Raw genomic sequence first — 19,619 nt, forward strand, 5'->3', positions numbered from 1 at the left:
ATTTTATTAATTATTACCTATTAACAAATTTTTCAACTTTTCTCTTTTCTAAGAAAGCAGCCATACCCTCTCTCTGGTCTTCGCTTTCAAAACAATCCCCAAATAACTTTTCTTCTATAATAATACCCATATCCATCTCAACATCAAGTCCCCTATTAATAGCCCTCTTACAATTACGAACAGCGATAGGAGCATTATTAGCAATAGTTTGAGCTAATTTTTCAGCCTGGGGCATAAGTTCAGATTGAGTATAAACAGCATTAACTAAACCAATCCTATAAGCCTCATCAGCCTTAATGTTTTTAGCAGAATATATTAACTGTTTAGCCATACCAGCTCCCACTAATCGAGGAAGTCTCTGAGTACCGCCAAAACCCGGAGTAATACCAAGCCCCACTTCAGGCTGACCAAATAAAGCATTATCAGAACAAATACGTATATCACAGCTCATAGCTATTTCACAACCGCCGCCCAAAGCAAAACCATTAACCGCAGCAATCACAGGTATAGGGAAAGTTTCTATCTTTCTAAACACATCATTACCCTTCTTACCAAAAGCCTCTCCCTCTATCTTGCTTGCCTTACTCATCTCAGATATATCAGCACCAGCAACAAAAGATTTCTCTCCTGCACCAGTTAATATCAAACATCTAATATTATTTATATCAACAGCATCTAAAGTTTTATCAAGTTCATCTAAAACTTGAGAGTTAAGGGCATTAAGAGCTTTTTCTCTGCTAATAGTGATAACAGCAATCATACCCTTCTCTTCATACTTTACAAAATCCATCAATTTCTCCTTAAAATTAAATTTTATATTGTAATAACTAAAAACAGGTTTAGAAAAACACACTCTCTAAACCTGCCAACAAAATTATTACATCTCTACAATGGTAGCACAACCCATACCACCGCCGATACACAAAGTAGCAAGTCCTCTCTTAGCTCCTTTAGCATCCATCTCATGAAGTAAAGTAACAAGTATTCTGCATCCTGAAGCACCTACTGGGTGACCCAAAGCTATAGCTCCGCCATTAGGGTTAAGCTGTCTTTCAACATCTATTCCAAGCTCTCTTCCCACAGCAATAGATTGAGCAGCAAAAGCTTCATTAGATTCAATAATATCAAAATCTTTAATAGTTAAACCAGTACGAGCCAATACTTTTTTAGTAGCAGCAACAGGTCCTATTCCCATAATCCTTGGTTCAACACCGCCTAAAGCACCAGTAACCCAAGTAGCCATAGGTTTAATTCCTAATTCATTAGCTTTCTCTTCACTCATTACTACAACAGCAGCAGCACCATCGTTTATACTGGAAGAATTACCAGCAGTAACTCTTCCTCCATCTGGTTTGAAAGCAGGTTTTAATTTAGCCAAACTTTCAACTGTTGTACCAGCCCTCGGACCTTCATCTTTATCAAATACTACATCACCTTTTTTAGTTTTTATAGTAACAGGTACAATTTCTCTTGTAAAATTACCTAAATCTTGAGCTTGAATAGCTTTTTGCTGAGACTTAGCAGCAAATTCATCTAACTCTTCACGAGTAATAGACCAATCATCACAAATATTTTCTGCTGTAATACCCATGTGATAATTATGAAAAGCATCAGTTAAAGCATCATTAACCATAGTATCCACAATAGTGTTATTTCCCATTCTATAACCATAACGAGCATTTTTCAAAGCATAAGGAGCCATACTCATATTTTCAGTACCTCCCGCAACAACTATATCAGCATTACCGGCAAGTATCATATTAGCAGCTATATTAACAGCATCAAGCCCAGAACCGCAAACAACATTAAGAGTCATAGCAGGAACTTCTACAGGCAACCCAGCTTTAATAGAACATTGACGAGCAACGTTTTGTCCCTGTGAAGCTTGTATTACACAGCCCATATAAACCATATCAACTTGATTAGGTTCTACTTTAGCTCTTTTTAAAGCTTCCTTAATAACTATAGCTCCTAACTCTGCAGCAGGAACAGTACTCAATGAGCCCCCCATACTTCCTATAGGTGTACGGCAAGCACTAGCTATTACTACTTTCTTAGCCATAATAAAAATCTCCCAAAAAAAATAATTTATTCACATCTTATATATTTTTATTTTTTATAATATGCTTTTTTTAGTATAGTACATTTTTATTTCTAATTCAATAAAATAAACATTTTTTTTATTATACCCTTATATAGTATAATATTATTCTAAAATCTACACACTTAATAAATTAAAAAATAATATTTATGTTAACATAACGTAATATAATATCATTATAAATACAATAAAATATTATTAAATTTATGTTTTATTATTGACATATAAAATATTATTATTTATATTATATATTATTAAAAATATAAATAGTTCGTTTGGGAGAGGTTTTATGATAATAGGAAAAGCACAATACGAAGAATATCTAACAAATTTTACTGATGAAAAAGTATTTTTTAGTATAAACGAGGGAGAGGGATATATAAAAAATACAAATGCTTCTTCTGTAGTATTATCATTAAAGCTATGCAATCTATATGGAGTTTTAAATACATTAAAACAAAAAAATATTAATTCATATTTAAAAGACTTTTATAGTAAATCATTACCTATAATAAACAACAAATACGGCGGAAAAATTGACCAAATTTCAGCTCAATATATAGTAGCAGTTTTTTCAGACAATTTTAAATTTAGAAATACAACATATAGCGATATTTTAAAAGATGCCTATAGCTGTGCCAAAGAATTAATATCAACATTAAAAGCAAACAGATACATCGTAAGCATATCCATAGCTATGGGAGACTTATGCTTTTGTCAGGTTTCAGATACTGAAGTATTATTTAATGAAGTGGTATGCATGGGAGAACCTATGCTGCTTGCAAATAGATTAATAAATATAGCAGATGCAAATGAAATATTAGTTCCAGAAAATATTAACCAAATGGTTTATGCTGATAAAGAATTAAGAGCTTCTTGGTCTGTAAGTTCACAAGAATATAATTTTAATGAACTTGGAAATCATTATATAAAGAAATTAATAAAATTATAACTTATCATTAACATACATTTTATATGTATAAATAAATGATAAGTTATATAAAACAAAAATCACATATAGAATATTTCAGGCTCAGCTCTCCTTTCGAACTGTTCTTCTAATTCATGCTGATGGTATAAATAACCCTCATCATCATAATATCTACATTTTTCTGGGCATTTTTTGATACAAGCACCGCATTTTGTACATATACCAACATATTTACTCACATCATTAAAATCAATAGACCCCATAGGGCAAACATGAGCACATATTTTGCAATTGGTACATTTTGACAAATTAACTTTAGGTTTTACTTTTAATATATCAATAGCATGTTCGTGTCTGTCTCTTGGTGTATAATAAGGACGAATAGGGTCATTTCCTCTCACTTTAATAGGTTCAGTAGGTATATTATCTACATTTGTTATTTTTTCTACTATTTTATCTACAAAATCTAAAGCAATTTGCATATCTTTTTCATCAGGTCTATTAGCTCCCAAAGTATAAGAGAAAGCATGCTCTCCAACAAAACCAGCCCCCGCTATAGTATGAAATCCATTACACTCCAATATATTTCTAAGTTCAATTAAAGCATCATCAAAATTTCTATTACCAAAAAGCACCACAGGTATAGCCAAAGCACCATTTCCTTTAATATTATTTTTTAAGTAAGGAAGCATTATATTCGGAACTCTTCCAGCATAAGTAGGAGTTCCACATACTACTAAATCATTTTCTTCAAACTCAAGAACCTTCTCTCTTCTTTTAGGTAAGCTATAATTATATTTTTCACATTCAACATTAAGTTTTTTAGCAACATTTTCAGCTATAAAAGAAACAATCTTTTGAGTAGTACCTGTAGCGCTGTAATATACAGCATATACTTTTTTCACTATCATAATATACCCCCATAGCACTTTTATATATTATATTATAATTATGTAAATAAATATATATAAGTCAAGTAAAAACTAAATAAAAGCTAAAAATAAAAAATAAAAACAATGTTTTTGTGAAATATAAAATATAAAAATAACAAAATAATAACACATAAATGAAAATTTAAAAAATAATATATAATAAATTCTAATTGACAATTAAAATTTATTTTACTATACTAGAGTATATCAAAAAATAAATTAAGTGGGAGATTTCATGGATTATATCAAACTTTATAATCAAAAATTAACCTCGCCATATGAAGCCGTTAAGGTAATAAAATCTGGTGACTGGATAGATTACGGTTGGGTAACTGCTACTCCAATAGAATTAGATAAAGCTTTAGCAGAAAGAATGCCTGATTTAACAGATATAAACATCAGAGGCGGTATATTATGCTGGGAGCCTCAAATATTCAAAATTCTTAACCCAGAAAAACATTTCACTTGGAACTCTTGGCACATGTCTGGTATAGAAAGAAAGGCAATATCAAGAGGGTTTTGTTTTTATGACCCTATTCGTTATTCTGAAATGCCTAGATATTATAGAGATTTACCTCGCGGTATAGATGTGGCTATGTTCCAAGTTGGACCTATGGACGAAAATGGTTATTTTAGTTTTGGTCCTAATGCTTCACATATGCAAGCTGTTATAGAAAGGTCAAAATGCGTTATAGTTGAAGTAAATGAGAATATGCCTCGCTGTTTAGGCGCTGACCATATTGGCGGAGAATCTGTACATATTAATCAAGTTGATATGATAGTAGAAGGAGATAATCCTGCTATAGTAGAATTAGGAGGAGGCGGTGCTGCTACTGAGGTAGATAAAACCGTAGCTAAACTTATAGTAGAAGAAATACCTAATGGTGCTTGTATACAGTTAGGTATTGGAGGCATGCCTAATGCTGTAGGTTCACTTATAGCAGAATCTGATTTAAAAGATTTGGGGGTACATACAGAAATGTATGTTGATGCTTTCGTTGATATATCATTGGCTGGTAAAATAACTGGAAATAAAAAGAATATAGACAGAGGAAGACAAACTTATGCTTTTGGTGCTGGTACTAAAAAGTTATATGATTTCCTTCATAATAACCCTCAATGTTTGTCTGCTCCTGTAGATTATACTAATGATGTAAGAGTAATATCTTCTATAGATAATTTTATGTCTATAAACAATGCTGTTGAAATAGATTTATTCGGTCAGGTAAGTGCTGAATCTACTGGTACTAAACATATAAGCGGTGCTGGCGGACAATTAGACTTTGTATTGGGTGCTTATCTTTCAAAAGGCGGTAAAAGCTTCATTTGTTTATCATCAACAGTAAAAGGCAAAGATGGTACTTTACAATCAAGAATAGTTCCAAGTTTTGCTAATGGCACTATTATTACAGATACAAGGGCTAATACTCATTATGTTGTAACTGAGTATGGTAAAGTGAATTTAAAAGGTTTAAGCACTTGGCAAAGAGCTGAGGCTTTAATATCAATAGCTCATCCAGATTTTAGAGAAGAGTTAATTAAAAAAGCTCAAGAATGTAATATCTGGAGAAACAGCAATAAATAAGAAAATTAGTTTAATTCATAAATAAAACAAATTAATTAAAAAAGGAGAAGCAAATGTTTAAAACAACTGAACAACACGAAGAGTTTCGTGCTAAGGTCAGAGCTTGGGCTGAAGAAGTAGTAAAACCTATAGCTGTAGAGCTTGACCTTGATAATAAATTTCCAGATGAAGCTGTAAAAGAAATGGGAAAAAAGAAATTAGACATTATGGGTATACCATATGCTAAAGAATATGGCGGAGCAGGACTAGACGTTATTAGTTATGCTATAGCCGTAGAAGAACTTTCAAGAGTTGACGGTGGTGTTGGTGTAATTTTATCAGCTCACACTTCTTTGGGTTCTTACCCTATCGCTGCTTTCGGTACTGAAGAACAAAAGAAAAAATATTTAACTCCTCTCGCTAAAGGAGAAAAAATAGGTGCTTTCGGTTTAACTGAGCCTGAAGCTGGTTCTGATGCAGGCGGTACAGAAACTACTGCTGTATTAAATGGCGACCACTACATATTAAACGGTGAAAAAATATTCATCACTAATGCTCCTAAAGCTGATACTTATGTAGTATTTGCTGTTACTACTCCTGGTATTGGTACTAAAGGTATTAGTGCTTTCATAGTAGAAAAAGGTTGGGAAGGTTTTGAGTTTGGTGAACATTATAACAAACTTGGTATACGTTCATCTTCTACTGCTCAATTGCTTTTCTCTGATGTTAAAGTTCCTAAAGAAAACTTACTTGGTAAAGAAGGACAAGGTTTCAAAATTGCTATGCAAACTCTTGACGGCGGTCGTATAGGTATTGCTGCTCAAGCTTTAGGTATAGCTCAAGGAGCTTATGAGGCTGCTTTAGAATATGCTAAAGATAGAATACAGTTCGGACGCCCTATAGCTCAGCAGCAGGCTGTTGCTTTCAAACTTTCTGATATGGCTACTAAATTACGTGCTGCAAGATTACTTGTTTACAGTGCTGCTTATCTTAAAGAAAAACATGAACCTTATGGTATGGAAGCTGCTATGGCTAAACAGTATGCTTCTGATATAGGTTTGGAAGTTGTTAATGATGCTCTTCAAATCCATGGCGGTAACGGTTATATTAAAGGTGCTTACATGGTAGAAAGAGCTTACCGTGATGCTAAGATTTGTACAATCTATGAAGGTACTAACGAAATTCAAAGAGTTGTTATTTCTGCTGCTATACTTGGTAAAATGCCTAAATCTCCTGCTGCTGCTACTGCTGGTCCTATGGCTAAAAAAGGTCCTATCACTGGGGAAAGAAGAAATATCATCTTCAAAGATGGTTCTGCTCAAGACAAAGTTAATGCTCTTGTTGCTGCTTTACAGAAAGATGGAATCGACTTCTCTGTTGGTATTGACATTAATACTCCTATAGTTGATGCTGAAAGAGTTGTTTCTGCTGGTAAAGGTATTGGAAGCAAAGAAAATATGAAGCTTGTTGAGAATTTAGCTAAGGCTGCTGGTGCTGCTATTGGTTGTTCTCGTCCTGTTGCTGAAGAATTGAGATACTTACCTATCAATAGATATGTTGGTATGTCTGGCCAAAAATTCAATGGTAACTTGTATATTGCTTGCGGTATTTCTGGTGCTAACCAACACTTGAAAGGTATTAAAAACGCTTCTATCATAGTTGCTATCAATATGAAAGCTTCTGCTAAAATATTCAAAAATGCTGACTATGGTATTGTTGGTGATGTTACTGAGATACTTCCTTTACTTACTGCTGCTTTAGGCGGAGATGCTGCTAAAAAACCTGCTGAAGTACCTTACAAGAAAATTAAAAGAATCGTACCTAAGAAAGTTATGGAAATGCCAAAAATATATGTTTGTTCTGGTTGTGGTTATGAGTATAATCCATTCGTTGGAGATCCAGAAGCTGAAATAGCTCCAGGCACAGACTTTACTGCTCTTCCAGAAGAGTGGGTATGTCCTGAATGTAGTGAAGAAAAAGCTAACTTCATTAAGGCATAAATAATAATTAAGTAAAATGCTTAATTTTGATAAACTAACAAAGGAGGAAATTTAATGCATTGCGTTAGAAAAGTTACTGAAGATTTATATTGGGTTGGAGCTAATGAACATCGTTTGGCTCTATTTGAAAATGTTCACCCTTTAACTAGAGGGGTTTCTTATAACTCTTATCTTTTATTAGATGAAAAAACTGTTCTTTTTGATACTGTTGATTGGGCAGTTTGCAGACAATTCTTAGATAATATAGAATATGTTTTAAACGGTAAAAAACTTGATTATATGATTATTAACCACATGGAACCTGACCATGCTGCTTCTATTGAAGAAGTATTGATTCGTCACCCTGAAACTCAAGTTATTGCTACTGAAAAAGCATTCATGTTTATGGACCAATTTGGTTTCACTATTACTGATGACAAAAAAATTCAAGTAAAAGAAGGCGATTCTAGAAAATTTGGTAAGCATGAAATCCACTTCATCGCTGCTCAAATGGTTCACTGGCCTGAAGCTATGGTTAGTTTCGACAGCACTAATGGTGTTTTATTCTCTGCAGACGCCTTCGGTTCTTTCATTGCTATAGATGGAAAATTGTTTGCTGATGAAGTTAACTTCGACAGAGAATGGCTTGATGAAGCTAGAAGATATTATACTAATATCGTTGGTAAATATGGCCCTCATGTACAGCATCTGCTTAAAAAAGCTGGCGGTATAATAGATAAAATTAAAATGCTTTGTCCTTTACATGGACCAGTTTGGAGAAAAGATTTAGGTTACATTCTTGAAAAATACAATAAATGGAGCACTTATGAGCCTGAAACTAAAGGTGTATTAATCGTTTATGCTTCTATGTATGGCAATACTGAAGCTATGGCTGGTGTTGTTGCTTCTAAATTGGCTGAAAAAGGTGTTACTAACACTGTTATGTATGATGTTTCAAGCACTCATGTTTCTTATTTGATTTCTGAAACTTTCAAATATAGCCATGTTATTCTTGCTTCTGTTACTTACAACTTGAATATTTATCCTCCTATGCATAATTATTTAGATGATATGAGAGCTCTTAATGTTCAAAAACGTAAGTTCGCTATCATAGAAAATGGTTCTTGGGCTCCTAAATCTGGTGCTTTGATGCAAGAGTTCATTGAAAACAACTTAAAACAATGTGAAATCATCGACCCTCAAGTATCTGTTTCTTCTTCTATGAAAGATGCTAATATTGGTGAGATTGATTCTTTAGTTGATGCTATAGTTGAATCTATGAAATAATATTAAAAACAACAATTAAAAGCATATAAAGTCGGCCGTAATTTTACGGTCGACTTTTTTATTATTTTTATATATAATTAAAAATATTTGAATAAAAGAGATAATAATATGACATTAAAAAACACTTTAAATGAAGCTATTAAATTATTAGAACTAAATAGAGAAATAATGCTAATAAACATAATAAAATCTAGCGGTTCATCTCCAAGAACTTCTGATGCTATGATGATTGCATATTTTGATGAAAACAATAATAAAAAAACTCTCTCCACTATAGGAGGAGGAGTATTAGAGTTTAAAGTTTTAAATGATGCTTTTACTCTGCTGCAAAAAAAAGAAAATGAGAAAAAAAATTATTCTCTCACCAACGAAGAATCAGGCGGAGTTGGTATGCTTTGCGGAGGTAATGTAGAAATTGATTTTAAATATATAAATAAAAACAACAAAGAAATTATAGAAAGATTAATAGAAGAAGAAAATAAAAAAAACAGCAATGTATATATATTTGGAGCTGGGCACGTTTCATTAGATTTAGTTGATATACTTAATAAGTTATCATTTAATTGTATTGTAATTGATGATAGAGAAGAGTTTGCAAACAAAGAGAGATTTTATAATGCATACAAAATAATAGTAGATGATTATGAGAATGTATTTAATAAAATAAATATCACAGAAAAAGATTATATAATTATAGTAACTAGAGGACATAGTTATGATTATATAGTAGAAAAAAATTCTCTAAAAACAAAAGCCTACTATATTGGAATGATAGGAAGCAGCAAAAAAATAGCTACACTTCATAATAAATTAAAAGAAGAAGAAAAATATACAGATGAAATGATAAAAAGAGTTCATGCTCCAATAGGCATGCAAATAGGAGCAGAATCTACAGAAGAGATAGCTGTAAGTATAGCAGCAGAGTTAATATTAAAAAGAGCAATATTTGAAAATAGAAGGAAAATAAAAAAATAATATGCCTGAAATAATATTAGTATGCGGTGCTGGCGGAAAGACTACATATATAGAAAACTTATCAAAAGCTTACAAAGACAAAAAAGTAATTATAACAACCACAACAAAAATCTATAAACCAAATGAATATACAAATAATATTAATTCTCACTCATTTGACAATAAAAATATAATAGTGCTTGGGAAAGAGTATGATGAAAAAAAGCTAATGTATGCTGGAGATGAAGAATTAAATAATGCTATTAAATATGCTGACATAATATTAATAGAAGCGGATGGAGCAAAGCATTACCCTATAAAAACACCTAATGAAAACGAGCCTGTTATACCTGATATATTATTAGGCAAAATTTCTAAAATAGTTATAATAATGGGACTTCATGCTTTAAATAGAAAATTTAGTGAAGTTTGTTTTAGATATAATTTATGCAAGGAAATAGACAAAGATAAAATTGTAGATATTGAAACTATTAAATTTATTGCAAACAAATATTATATTAATAAGCTTAAAAATAAATGCAGTAATATTCAATTATACTTAAATGATTTCACACAAGATAAAAATATTAATTATAAAAAAACTGCATTTATAATTCTCGCTTCCGGAAGCAGCAAACGTTTTAACGGCAACAAATTACTTCATAAATTTAACTCTCTTAATAATAAAACATTGTTTGAAAACACAATTAATAAAATATCTGATGTAATAAAATTATTAAAAAAAGATGAGAAGTTAAAAAACTTAGAAACATCTATAATTGTTATAAGCATATATGATGAAATAATAAATAAAGAGTTTGAAAATAAATATTATTCTGTTATATATAATACCAATCATAATGCTGGAATAAGCTCATCAATAAAACTTGGGCTAAAAGAAGCAATAAAAAATAATTGTGATAATTTTTCTTTTTTTGTATGCGATATGCCTTTTTTAGGAAGTGATGATATATTTAATATGATAAAGTATTTTTATTTTAGTCAAAAAAATATAGGGGCTATGTTTACAGAAAATAGAGTTTCTAATCCTGCCATTTTTTCTTCTAAATATATTGATGATATTCTAAAATTAGAAAATGATGAAGGGGCATCAAAAATTATAAAGAAAAATATTGATGACACTTTTTTATATACAATAGATGAAATGAAGTTAATAGATATAGATAAAAGAGAAGATTTAAAATAAAAGACAATGGGCTTTAAAATCCCATTGTCTAAAATTATACAATTATTTTTTTTCTTCTTTAGGAAGAATAACATTTAATATAATAGCAGTACAAGTAGCTATAACAACAGGGCTGCTTCCAAATACAGTTTTAGCCCAAGCAGGGAAAGTATCCAAAGCTCCTCCAACTTGAACAGTACCCATACCTAAAGCAACAGCAAGACCTACTATTAAAGTATTTCTAGGACCCATATTTTCAGTAAATACTAATTTAATACCAGTCATAGCAATAGAAGCAAATACCATTATAGTAGCACCGCCTAACACACAAGAAGGTATAGTAGTAAGTAAAGCTGAGAATTTAGGGAATAAACCAGCAACTAATATTATAATAGCAGCAATTAAAAATACTATTCTATTAACAACTTTAGTAGTAGCAACTATACCAACGTTTTGGCTATAAGTAGCAGTAGGCAAACAACCAAATACAGATGATAATATATTAGTAATACCATAAGCAGTGATACCGCATTTTAATTCTTTATCAGTAGGCATTCTTCCCATACCGCCTGAAGTAGTAGCAGAAAAGTCTCCAATAGCTTGAACAGAGTTTACAGCAAATAAAAGTGCTATAGCAATACAAGCAGAAGGATCAAACACTATACCAAAAGGCAGTAATTTGGGAGCTTGGAAAATGCCAGCATTAATAACACTTGTAAAATTAATCATACCAAAGAAAAATGCCGCTATATAGCCTACTATTAAACCCATAAGTATAGAAGCTAATTTTAAGAAACCTTTAGTAAATTGATTAAAGAAAATAACGGCAATAAGAGTAATGAAAGCAACAGTCCAATACTGCCAAGAACCAAAAGGAACAACTTCACCATTTATGCTATATAAAGTACTTCCTCCAGCCATATATCTAACAGCAGTAGGATATAATGAAAGACCAACTGTAAAAACAACAGTACCAGCAATCAAAGGCGGAAATAATTTTCTAATTTTTTCTACAGCCAAACCAAATATAAAAGCAACTATACCTCCTACCACTTGAGCACCCAAAATAATAGCAATACCTTGTATACCAAGCCCTGTACCTTCAGGACCTTTTGCAATAGACTGCATAGTAGATACATAAGCAAAACTAACTCCTATAATCATAGGAAGTCTTGCACCTATATGATAGTTTTTAGTAATAGGTATAGGAAACAACATAATAATAGTAGAAATTGCAGCAAATACCAATGAAGATTGAACTAATAATATTTGCTCAGGACTACCGCTTTTAAGACCAGCTGCAGATGATACTATAAGTGCAGGAGTTACACATCCGACAATCATAGCAACTACGTGCTGAATAGCCAGCGGGAAAGCTTGAGTCATTTTTGGAACAGCTTCATATTGAAACAAAGCATCTTGAGTTTTTTCATTCATACTCATATTTCTCTCCATTTTTCATAATTATTTTATTTATTAAATTAATAAACTATTTTTTACAGATATCTTCCACAAAATATTTTATTAAATTTAAAGCACATTTTTTTCTATACAAAGCTGTTGACCTCGCACTATCCCTAGGCTTCATAATAGCAGAATATGCTTCTTGTATAGATTTAATATTATTTTTCCACTCATTAATATTTGAAACAGCAAATTTTTCTTCTATACTTTCATCTCTTGTAACTGTAACACCTAATGTACAGAAACTTATTTTAAACCTATACTTATCATTTTCTTTACAAACTAAAGCACATATAGCAAGTTTAGATAAAGCATTAGCTTTTCTTGTACCTATTTTCCTATAAAAAGAATATTCATAATTTTTCTTAGGTATTATAATATGAGTTAATATTTCATCATCTTTTATTATAGTTTTACTTACACCAGTAATAAAATCTTTTATTTTTATTTCTCTTTGTGAATCTTTTCCTTTTAATCTTAAAACAGCATCCATAGCATATAAAGAAGGCAAGCTATCAGCAGAAGGAGAAGCATTACAAATATTTCCGCCTATTGTAGCGATATTTCTAATAGGAGGCCCTGCTATACCAGAAGCGCTTTTCTTTAATACTTGAGGGATTAGAGGAGATTTTATTATCTCATCAAATGTAGTTAATGCGCCTATTATAATATTATTTCCATCTTCTTTTATTCCTTTTAACTCGTCTATGGAATTTATAAAAAGCACAGGTCTTTCAAATTTAGCTATTAAATTACTTCCTCTTAAATATTCAACCATCAAATCGGTACCGCCAGCAAAAATAATTGCATTGTGTTTTGATTTTAATTCCAAAGCATCGTTTATATTTTTAGCTATCAAAGTTTCTACCATAATTTTTTACCCTCCTTTGAAGCTATATCAGAAGCTCTTAATACAGCATTAACTATATGATCATATCCAGTACATCTGCATAGATTTCCAGATAATCCCTTTCTAACTTCTTCTTCTGTAGGTTTTCCATTAGTATCTCTTAGTATAACCTCAGATGACATTACCATACCTGGTATACAAAAACCGCATTGAACAGCACCTTCATCTAAAAAAGATTGAACTACAACCTTTCCTCTTTCAGTTTCTGTATATCCTTCTATAGTCATAACTTCTTTTCCTTCGCATAAAGCTATAGGGACTAAACATGAATTAACAACTTTTCCATCTAAAAATACTGCACAAGCACCGCATTCGCCCTCTCCGCAGCCTTCTTTAGTTCCTGTAAGTTTTAATTCATCTCTAATAAAATCTATTAATCTAGTTAAAGGATTCAATTCTGTAGTAATTTTTTTCCCATTAACAGTAAAATTTATAGCCATTATAATACCTCCGCAATATTCTCAGGTAAAATAGGTATGCTTGTGAAATGGTGTTTTAAAGCACTTTCCATAGCAGAAGCATAAGCACTAGCAGCCCCATCAAAAGTTATCTCCCCTATTCCCTTAGCACCTAATGGACCATACTGATATGGCTCACCCATTATACAAGTTTTTATTTCAGGCAAATCTAAAGAAGTAGGAATCATATAATCAGACATTTTTACTTGAAGGAATTTTCCATCTTTATTTACCAATTTTTCTAAAGCTCCCCAACCAAGTGCCTGAGCAACTCCGCCTTTTATTTGACCTTCTACTATCTTTTCATCTATAGGATATCCGCAGTCAAATACAGCCCATACACCTACAATTTTTACTTCTAATGTAACTTTGTCTACTTCTACTTCAACAACATTGATTCCAAGTCCATAACTTGGATAAGCATCTCCTCTTAAAGTAGTAGTATCCCAATCTATTAAATGTGTTGGATGCTTATAATCTTCTATTATTTCTATTTCATCAGCTTCATTCCATCTTTCTTTTAACTTCTTAGAAGCTTCTTGTATTAAATATCCTACTATCATAGCAGAGCGTGAAGCTACAGTAGGACCTGTATTAGGAACAATGTTCGTATCGTATTCAGCTATTTCAACATCTTCTAATGGAATATTTAAATTGTATGAAGCTATTTTTCTAAATGTTGTATGAAGTCCCTGACCTATTTCTGTGTTTGAAGTTAATATAGTTACTTTTTTACCTTTTTTTCTTAATTTTAATTTAGCCTTTATTATATCTCTTTCACCGCTTCCAGTAAAAGCGCATCCATGCAAGAAACAAGATATACCTATTCCTTTATACATGGTGTTCTTATATTCTTTTGCTTTTCTTTCGTAGTCAGATTCTTTTAAAGCCCAATCAAGCATTTTAGGAAGTATTATATTATCATGGAATATACCGCCTGTTATTGTAGGGTCATCTCGTTTTACGAAATATTTTCTTTTTAGTTCAATAGGATCAACACCTATTTTATTTGCAATATTGTCCATAGTTCTTTCTATAGCAAATATTGCTTGAGGAGCACCAAATCCTCTGAAAGCACAGCTAGGTACATTATTAGTAACATATAATCTTCCTAATACTCTCACATTAGGGAAATTATACACATTGGCAGCAGTGTATGTACATCTTTGCATTATAACTCTTGAACTAGCTTCATAAGCACCAGCATCCATATCTGATACTACATCAAGAGCAATGATATTATTATTTTCATCAAGTGCAACTTTAGTAGTTATTTGGGCAGGCTGTCTTTTTACACTGTAAGCCATATCAAATTGTCTATCTAATATAAGTTTTACAGTTTTTTTTGCTTTATGTGTTGCAACTGCCACTACCGCAGATAATACATCAGGATAATGCTCTTTTCCTCCAAATCCTCCGCCTATAGGTGGGGCTACTATCCTTAATTTGTCATCTTCAACTCCAAGTACAGGTGCAGTTGCTTTACGTACATAATATGGACACTGTGTAGATGAATAAATTGATACCTTGCCATTTTCCCATACACCTACAGCGCCATTAACTTCCATATACAAATGTTCTTGATATGGTGTATAATAAGTTTCTTCTATTATAGTTTTTGCTTTTTTGAATGCTTCATCTACATCACCATATCCAGCTTTGAATGATACGAATATGTTGTCATTATTAACTATAGGTCCGCCTAATAATTTTTTAGAATCTTCAATATTTAAAACTACTGGTAAATCTTCGTATTCTATAGTTATTTTTTCAGCAATATCATAAACTATATTTTTATCAGGTCCTACTACAAGAAGTATCGTCTCTCCAATATATCTTACAGAATCTTCTGCAAATGGAGGCCAATCAGCTACTACCATAGTAGTCATATTTTTACCAGGTACATCTTTGTAATCAACAGTAAAATAACCTTCAGGTAATTCGGGAATATTAATCTTTAATATTTTAGCTCTGGCTTTGGTAGAATAAACTATTGTTGCATATAGAATATCTTTTCCAAAGTCTATATCATTTAAATACTTTGTTTTTCCTGTTAATTTATCAAAAGCATCTACTCTTGGAACTGAGTTTTTTAATTCTTTAATAAAAGTTTCCATTGTATATCCTTACTAATTAAAAACTTACACTCTAATTATGCATTATAATCCTCTGGCTTACTCTCTTTATCAGCAGGGAATATAAGATTTGCTAAAATAGATATAATACAAGTTGCAGAAACTGTATCATGGAATACAAATTTCACATAACTAGGAAGACTAGCAATTGCATCCTGATGGTTTGCTATTCCAAGACCTAAAGCAAAAGTAATACCCATTACTATTATATTACGTTCACTAAAACCAGCTTTAGCTATCATTTTGATTCCATTAATTAAAATCATAGCAAATACTGTTATTATAGATCCGCCTAATACAGAGCTAGGTATAGCAGAAAATATTGCACCTAACTTAGGGAAGAAACCGCATAACATTAAAACAAAAGCGCCTGTTGCTATACAGAATTTATTAACAACTTTAGTCATAGATACTATTCCAGCATTTTGTCCAAAAGCAGTATTTGGAAGACAATTAAAGAATGCAGCAGTTGTAGAACCTAAAGCATCTGCTAATATAGCACCAGAGGTTTCTTTTTCTGTAGCTTCTCTGTCAAAACCGGCTATTGTAATACCAGAAGTATTTCCTATAGTTTCAAGTCCTGAAGTTATATAAAGAACAGCAAAACTTATTATAGCAGGTAAAGAAAATTCTATTTTAAAATGCATAGGAAGAGGAATTCTAAACCAAGATGCCTCAGATATAGGCTGCGTATTAACCATACCTAAACAAGCAGAAACTATATATCCTACAACAAGACCTATTAAAATAGCAGAATTTTTAATAATACCTTTACCAAATTTCTGAAGTATAATAATAACAAATAAAGATAAAAAACCCATCGCTAAATTTTTAGGAGAACCATAATCAGGAGATCCAACCCCGCCAGCAAAATAACCAACTCCAACATTAAGCAAACTTACACCTATAGTTACAAGCGTACATCCAACAACCAAAGGCGGGAAAAATTTACGTATATATTTATAGAAAAAACCCATAATAACTTCTGTTAAACTTCCAACCATAGCACCGCCTAATACCATTCCTATACCACCCATAGCAGCAACGCTTTGAGCAGTTGGTACAAAAGCAAAAGATGTACCCATTACTATTGGAAGATTAGCACCGATTTGTCTGTTTTTACCTAATTTTATAGGGTAAAGCTGAATAAAAGTTGTAAGCCCTGATACAAACATAGCACATTGTATCATTACAACAGTATCTGCACCAGATAAACCGCACACTCCTGCAATAATTAATATAGGTGCCAAATTTGAGGTAAACATTGCCATTACATGCTGCATACCTAAAGGAAGAGCAACAGCTATGCTAGGTCGGCCTTCAAGCTGATAAACCAATTCAGAATTAGATTTATTTCCTTCCATTTATAATCCTCCTATTTTATTTCTATATTTATTATAGTAAATATAATTTTTTATTTCACTACTTTAGTACCAGTTTTTCCATTTATAGCGTCTTTAGCTTTTTCAAGTAAAGTAATCATAGCTTCTTTTCCAGTTGCTTCAACAAACTGCATACAAGCCTGTACTTTTGGAAGCATAGAACCAGGAGCAAATTGACCATCATCACAATGTTTTTTAGCTTCAGCTATAGTCATAGAATCAAGCCATTTAACATCAGGCTTACCAAAGTTGATAGCTACTTTTTCAACAGCAGTTAAAATTATAAGCATATCAGCATCAAGCTCTTTAGCAAGTACCGCAGAAGCAAAATCTTTATCTATAACAGCAGCCATACCCTTTAAATGATTGCCTCTTCTTACAACAGGTATGCCGCCGCCGCCGCAGCATATTACTAATGCTTTTTCATTAAGCATTGCTTTAATAGCAGTACTCTCAGCTATAGCAACAGGTTTAGGAGAAGCAACAACTCTTCTGTATCCTCTTCCTGCATCTTCTTTTACATTCCAGCCTAATTCTTTAGCTTTTGCTTCACCTTCTTCTTTAGTCATAAACTGACCTATAGGTTTAGTAGGGTTTTTAAAAGCAGGGTCATTCTCATCAACTACTACCTGTGTAATTAATGTAGCTATTGGTGGAACAGTAATATTTCTATTAGAGAATTCTTCCATAATAGCATTTTGTAAGTCATAACCAATATAAGCCTGACTCATAGCAACACATACTGATAAAGGTATAGGGTTTCCAGTATTATGATTATTAGTATATTCATTCATAGCATTGTTGATAAAACCTACTTGAGGTCCATTACCATGAGCTACTATTACTTCACATCCGCTTTCTACTAAATCTACTATGTTTTTAGCAGTTATTTTTACAGCTTGCATTTGCTCTGCAAGAGTATCTCCTAAAGCATTTCCTCCCAAAGCAATTACAATTCTTTTTTTATTTTCCATTTTTATATCCTAAAAATAAAATTAATTCAATTTTAATATCAGAAAAAAGTTCTTCTTTTCACAATATTAAAGATATAAAATGGTAAGCACTATATTCATAGATACTTACCACTACATTTGTTAATTATTAGCAACCAAATACTCTTGGTTTTCCATCAGAAGCTAATTTGCTTAATACAGCTTGAGGATCTCTAAACTTAGCTAAGAAAATCATAGCAGCTATAACATAAGGTTTGTAGCTAGCTTGTTTGTAAAGAGGTACTCTATATCTGTCAAACACAGAAGCAGCAACCTCACCATCTTTACAGCTAACATCATTAATGTCAGCAGGTAAACAGTGTAAGTATAATGCTTTTCCGTCTTTAGTTTTTTTCATTTTTTCTTCAGTACAGCACCAATCTTTATAGTTAGCATTTTGCTCTAATAGTCTCTTTTCAAGAGCTTTTATTCCATCAGTGTCGCCTTTACCATAAAGGTCTGTTCTCTCTTGCATAGCAGCAAAAGGAGCCCAAGATTTAGGATAAACAACATCAGCATCTTCAAAAGCTTCGTCCATATTGTTAGTGATAGTTAATTTAACGCCAGCAGCTTCAGCATTTTTCTTAGCAATAGCTTCAACTTCAGGCATAAGCTCATAACCTTTTGGATAAGCCAAAGCAACATCCATACCTAATCTTGTGAATAAACCAGCAGCACCTTGAGGTACAGAAAGAGGTTTACCGTAAGAAGGTGAATAAGCCCAAGTCATAGCAACTTTTTTACCTCTTAAGTTTTCTAATCCGCCTAATTCGTGGATAAAGTGTAAAGAGTCAGCCATCATTTGAGTTGGATGGTCTCTGTCACATTGTAAGTTAACTAAAGTAGGAATTTGCTCTAATATACCGTCATTGTAACCTTGTCTTACAGACTCAGAAACTTCTTTCATATATTCGTGACCTTTACCGATGTACATATCATCTCTGATACCTATAACATCAGCCATAAATGATACCATGTTAGCAGTTTCTCTAACTGTTTCACCATGAGCTATTTGGCTTTTACCTTCGTCTAAGTCTTGTACTTCTAAACCTAAAAGGTTACAAGCAGAAGCAAAAGAAAAACGAGTCCTTGTAGAATTATCTCTGAATAAAGAGATACCTAAACCAGAATCAAAAACTTTAGTAGACACATTGCTTTCTCTTAAGAATCTTAAAGCATCAGCAACTGTCCAAACAGCTTGTAATTCATCAAAAGTTTTGTCCCAAGTAAGGAAAAAGTCATTTTTATACATTTTTCCAAATTCAAGGCTATCGAGTTTTGAAATATATTTTTGTATACCCATATTTTTCATCCTTTTGTTTTTTATTTTTTATTTAATTAATA

The 19,619-nt window shown here is 32.0% G+C and carries 16 protein-coding genes and 1 pseudogene; 7 read left to right on the top strand and 10 right to left on the bottom strand.

Annotation, left to right across the window (positions count from 1 at the left end; translation table 11 throughout):
• Nucleotides 1–13: 13 nt before the first annotated feature.
• Nucleotides 14–790: an enoyl-CoA hydratase-related protein gene (locus tag R4I97_RS00700; RefSeq protein ID WP_335783240.1), complete on the bottom strand. Its 777-nt coding sequence runs from the start codon at nt 788–790 to the stop codon at nt 14–16.
• A gap of 87 nt (nt 791–877) precedes the next feature.
• Nucleotides 878–2,062, bottom strand: a complete 1,185-nt coding sequence (locus tag R4I97_RS00705; RefSeq protein ID WP_335783241.1) for an acetyl-CoA C-acetyltransferase — start codon at nt 2,060–2,062, stop codon at nt 878–880.
• A gap of 328 nt (nt 2,063–2,390) precedes the next feature.
• On the opposite strand from R4I97_RS00705, the gene R4I97_RS00710 reads away from it, so the two are divergent.
• The gene (locus R4I97_RS00710; protein WP_335783242.1) at nt 2,391–3,053 is read left to right on the top strand and encodes a hypothetical protein; all 663 of its coding nucleotides are present in this window, start codon (nt 2,391–2,393) and stop codon (nt 3,051–3,053) included.
• Nucleotides 3,054–3,112: 59 nt separating this feature from the next.
• Here the strand turns inward: R4I97_RS00710 and R4I97_RS00715 are convergent, their stop codons facing one another.
• Entirely contained in the window at nt 3,113–3,943 is an 831-nt protein-coding gene (locus R4I97_RS00715; RefSeq protein ID WP_335783243.1) for an EFR1 family ferrodoxin, read from the bottom strand.
• Between the two features lie 256 nt (nt 3,944–4,199).
• Between R4I97_RS00715 and R4I97_RS00720 the strand changes: the two genes are divergently transcribed.
• From R4I97_RS00720 to yqeC, 6 genes and pseudogenes are all read left to right on the top strand, one after another.
• Complete coding sequence (locus tag R4I97_RS00720; RefSeq protein ID WP_335783244.1) at nt 4,200–5,549, top strand: butyryl-CoA:acetate CoA-transferase; 1,350 nt, start codon at nt 4,200–4,202, stop codon at nt 5,547–5,549.
• Between the two features lie 53 nt (nt 5,550–5,602).
• Nucleotides 5,603–6,730, top strand: a pseudogene (locus R4I97_RS12035) (acyl-CoA dehydrogenase); the annotation flags it as partial.
• A 54-nt stretch (nt 6,731–6,784) separates the two neighbouring features.
• Nucleotides 6,785–7,528: an FAD-binding protein gene (locus R4I97_RS12040; RefSeq protein ID WP_420535684.1), complete on the top strand. Its 744-nt coding sequence runs from the start codon at nt 6,785–6,787 to the stop codon at nt 7,526–7,528.
• A gap of 54 nt (nt 7,529–7,582) precedes the next feature.
• Complete coding sequence (locus tag R4I97_RS00730) at nt 7,583–8,794, top strand: FprA family A-type flavoprotein (protein WP_157159566.1); 1,212 nt, start codon at nt 7,583–7,585, stop codon at nt 8,792–8,794.
• Between the two features lie 108 nt (nt 8,795–8,902).
• Nucleotides 8,903–9,769, top strand: a complete 867-nt coding sequence (locus tag R4I97_RS00735; protein ID WP_335783246.1) for an XdhC/CoxI family protein — start codon at nt 8,903–8,905, stop codon at nt 9,767–9,769.
• Between the two features lies 1 nt (nt 9,770).
• The gene (yqeC, locus tag R4I97_RS00740; RefSeq protein ID WP_335783247.1) at nt 9,771–10,955 is read left to right on the top strand and encodes a selenium cofactor biosynthesis protein YqeC; all 1,185 of its coding nucleotides are present in this window, start codon (nt 9,771–9,773) and stop codon (nt 10,953–10,955) included.
• A gap of 42 nt (nt 10,956–10,997) precedes the next feature.
• Here the strand turns inward: yqeC and R4I97_RS00745 are convergent, their stop codons facing one another.
• The 7 genes from R4I97_RS00745 to ygeW all read right to left on the bottom strand — a co-directional run bounded on the left by R4I97_RS00745 (nt 10,998) and on the right by ygeW (nt 19,578).
• Nucleotides 10,998–12,377: a uracil-xanthine permease family protein gene (locus tag R4I97_RS00745; protein WP_335783248.1), complete on the bottom strand. Its 1,380-nt coding sequence runs from the start codon at nt 12,375–12,377 to the stop codon at nt 10,998–11,000.
• A 46-nt stretch (nt 12,378–12,423) separates the two neighbouring features.
• Nucleotides 12,424–13,269, bottom strand: coding sequence for an FAD binding domain-containing protein (locus tag R4I97_RS00750; RefSeq protein WP_335783249.1), 846 nt, complete (start codon nt 13,267–13,269; stop codon nt 12,424–12,426).
• On the bottom strand, nt 13,263–13,748 hold the full coding sequence (locus R4I97_RS00755) for a (2Fe-2S)-binding protein (protein WP_335783250.1): 486 nt from the start codon (nt 13,746–13,748) through the stop codon (nt 13,263–13,265). Before R4I97_RS00755 ends, R4I97_RS00750 begins: the two co-directional genes overlap by 7 nt.
• Nucleotides 13,748–15,883, bottom strand: coding sequence for a xanthine dehydrogenase family protein molybdopterin-binding subunit (locus R4I97_RS00760; protein WP_335783251.1), 2,136 nt, complete (start codon nt 15,881–15,883; stop codon nt 13,748–13,750). Before R4I97_RS00760 ends, R4I97_RS00755 begins: the two co-directional genes overlap by 1 nt.
• 35 nt (nt 15,884–15,918) lie before the next feature.
• A complete protein-coding gene (locus R4I97_RS00765; protein WP_335783252.1) occupies nt 15,919–17,265 on the bottom strand; it encodes a nucleobase:cation symporter-2 family protein in 1,347 nt (448 codons plus the stop codon).
• Between the two features lie 50 nt (nt 17,266–17,315).
• A complete protein-coding gene (arcC, locus tag R4I97_RS00770; RefSeq protein ID WP_335783253.1) occupies nt 17,316–18,257 on the bottom strand; it encodes a carbamate kinase in 942 nt (313 codons plus the stop codon).
• 127 nt (nt 18,258–18,384) lie between these two features.
• Entirely contained in the window at nt 18,385–19,578 is a 1,194-nt protein-coding gene (gene ygeW, locus R4I97_RS00775; protein WP_335783254.1) for a knotted carbamoyltransferase YgeW, read from the bottom strand.
• Between the last annotated feature and the right edge of the window lie 41 nt (nt 19,579–19,619).

It is taken from the genome of Brachyspira pilosicoli, assembly GCF_036997485.1.
GTDB lineage: Bacteria > Spirochaetota > Brachyspiria > Brachyspirales > Brachyspiraceae > Brachyspira > Brachyspira pilosicoli_C.

Coding starts and splice junctions, on each gene's coding strand:
- R4I97_RS00755 (WP_335783250.1), bottom strand. CDS start 13,748: ATGGCTATAAATTTTACTGTTAATGGGAAAAAAATTACTACAGAATTG.
- R4I97_RS00760 (WP_335783251.1), bottom strand. CDS start 15,883: ATGGAAACTTTTATTAAAGAATTAAAAAACTCAGTTCCAAGAGTAGAT.
- R4I97_RS00750 (WP_335783249.1), bottom strand. CDS start 13,269: ATGGTAGAAACTTTGATAGCTAAAAATATAAACGATGCTTTGGAATTA.
- ygeW (WP_335783254.1), bottom strand. CDS start 19,578: ATGGGTATACAAAAATATATTTCAAAACTCGATAGCCTTGAATTTGGA.
- R4I97_RS12040 (WP_420535684.1), top strand. CDS start 6,785: ATGGCTAAAAAAGGTCCTATCACTGGGGAAAGAAGAAATATCATCTTC.
- R4I97_RS00705 (WP_335783241.1), bottom strand. CDS start 2,062: ATGGCTAAGAAAGTAGTAATAGCTAGTGCTTGCCGTACACCTATAGGA.
- R4I97_RS00735 (WP_335783246.1), top strand. CDS start 8,903: ATGACATTAAAAAACACTTTAAATGAAGCTATTAAATTATTAGAACTA.
- arcC (WP_335783253.1), bottom strand. CDS start 18,257: ATGGAAAATAAAAAAAGAATTGTAATTGCTTTGGGAGGAAATGCTTTA.
- R4I97_RS00720 (WP_335783244.1), top strand. CDS start 4,200: ATGGATTATATCAAACTTTATAATCAAAAATTAACCTCGCCATATGAA.
- R4I97_RS00730 (WP_157159566.1), top strand. CDS start 7,583: ATGCATTGCGTTAGAAAAGTTACTGAAGATTTATATTGGGTTGGAGCT.
- yqeC (WP_335783247.1), top strand. CDS start 9,771: ATGCCTGAAATAATATTAGTATGCGGTGCTGGCGGAAAGACTACATAT.
- R4I97_RS00765 (WP_335783252.1), bottom strand. CDS start 17,265: ATGGAAGGAAATAAATCTAATTCTGAATTGGTTTATCAGCTTGAAGGC.
- R4I97_RS00710 (WP_335783242.1), top strand. CDS start 2,391: ATGATAATAGGAAAAGCACAATACGAAGAATATCTAACAAATTTTACT.
- R4I97_RS00700 (WP_335783240.1), bottom strand. CDS start 790: ATGGATTTTGTAAAGTATGAAGAGAAGGGTATGATTGCTGTTATCACT.
- R4I97_RS00745 (WP_335783248.1), bottom strand. CDS start 12,377: ATGAGTATGAATGAAAAAACTCAAGATGCTTTGTTTCAATATGAAGCT.
- R4I97_RS00715 (WP_335783243.1), bottom strand. CDS start 3,943: ATGATAGTGAAAAAAGTATATGCTGTATATTACAGCGCTACAGGTACT.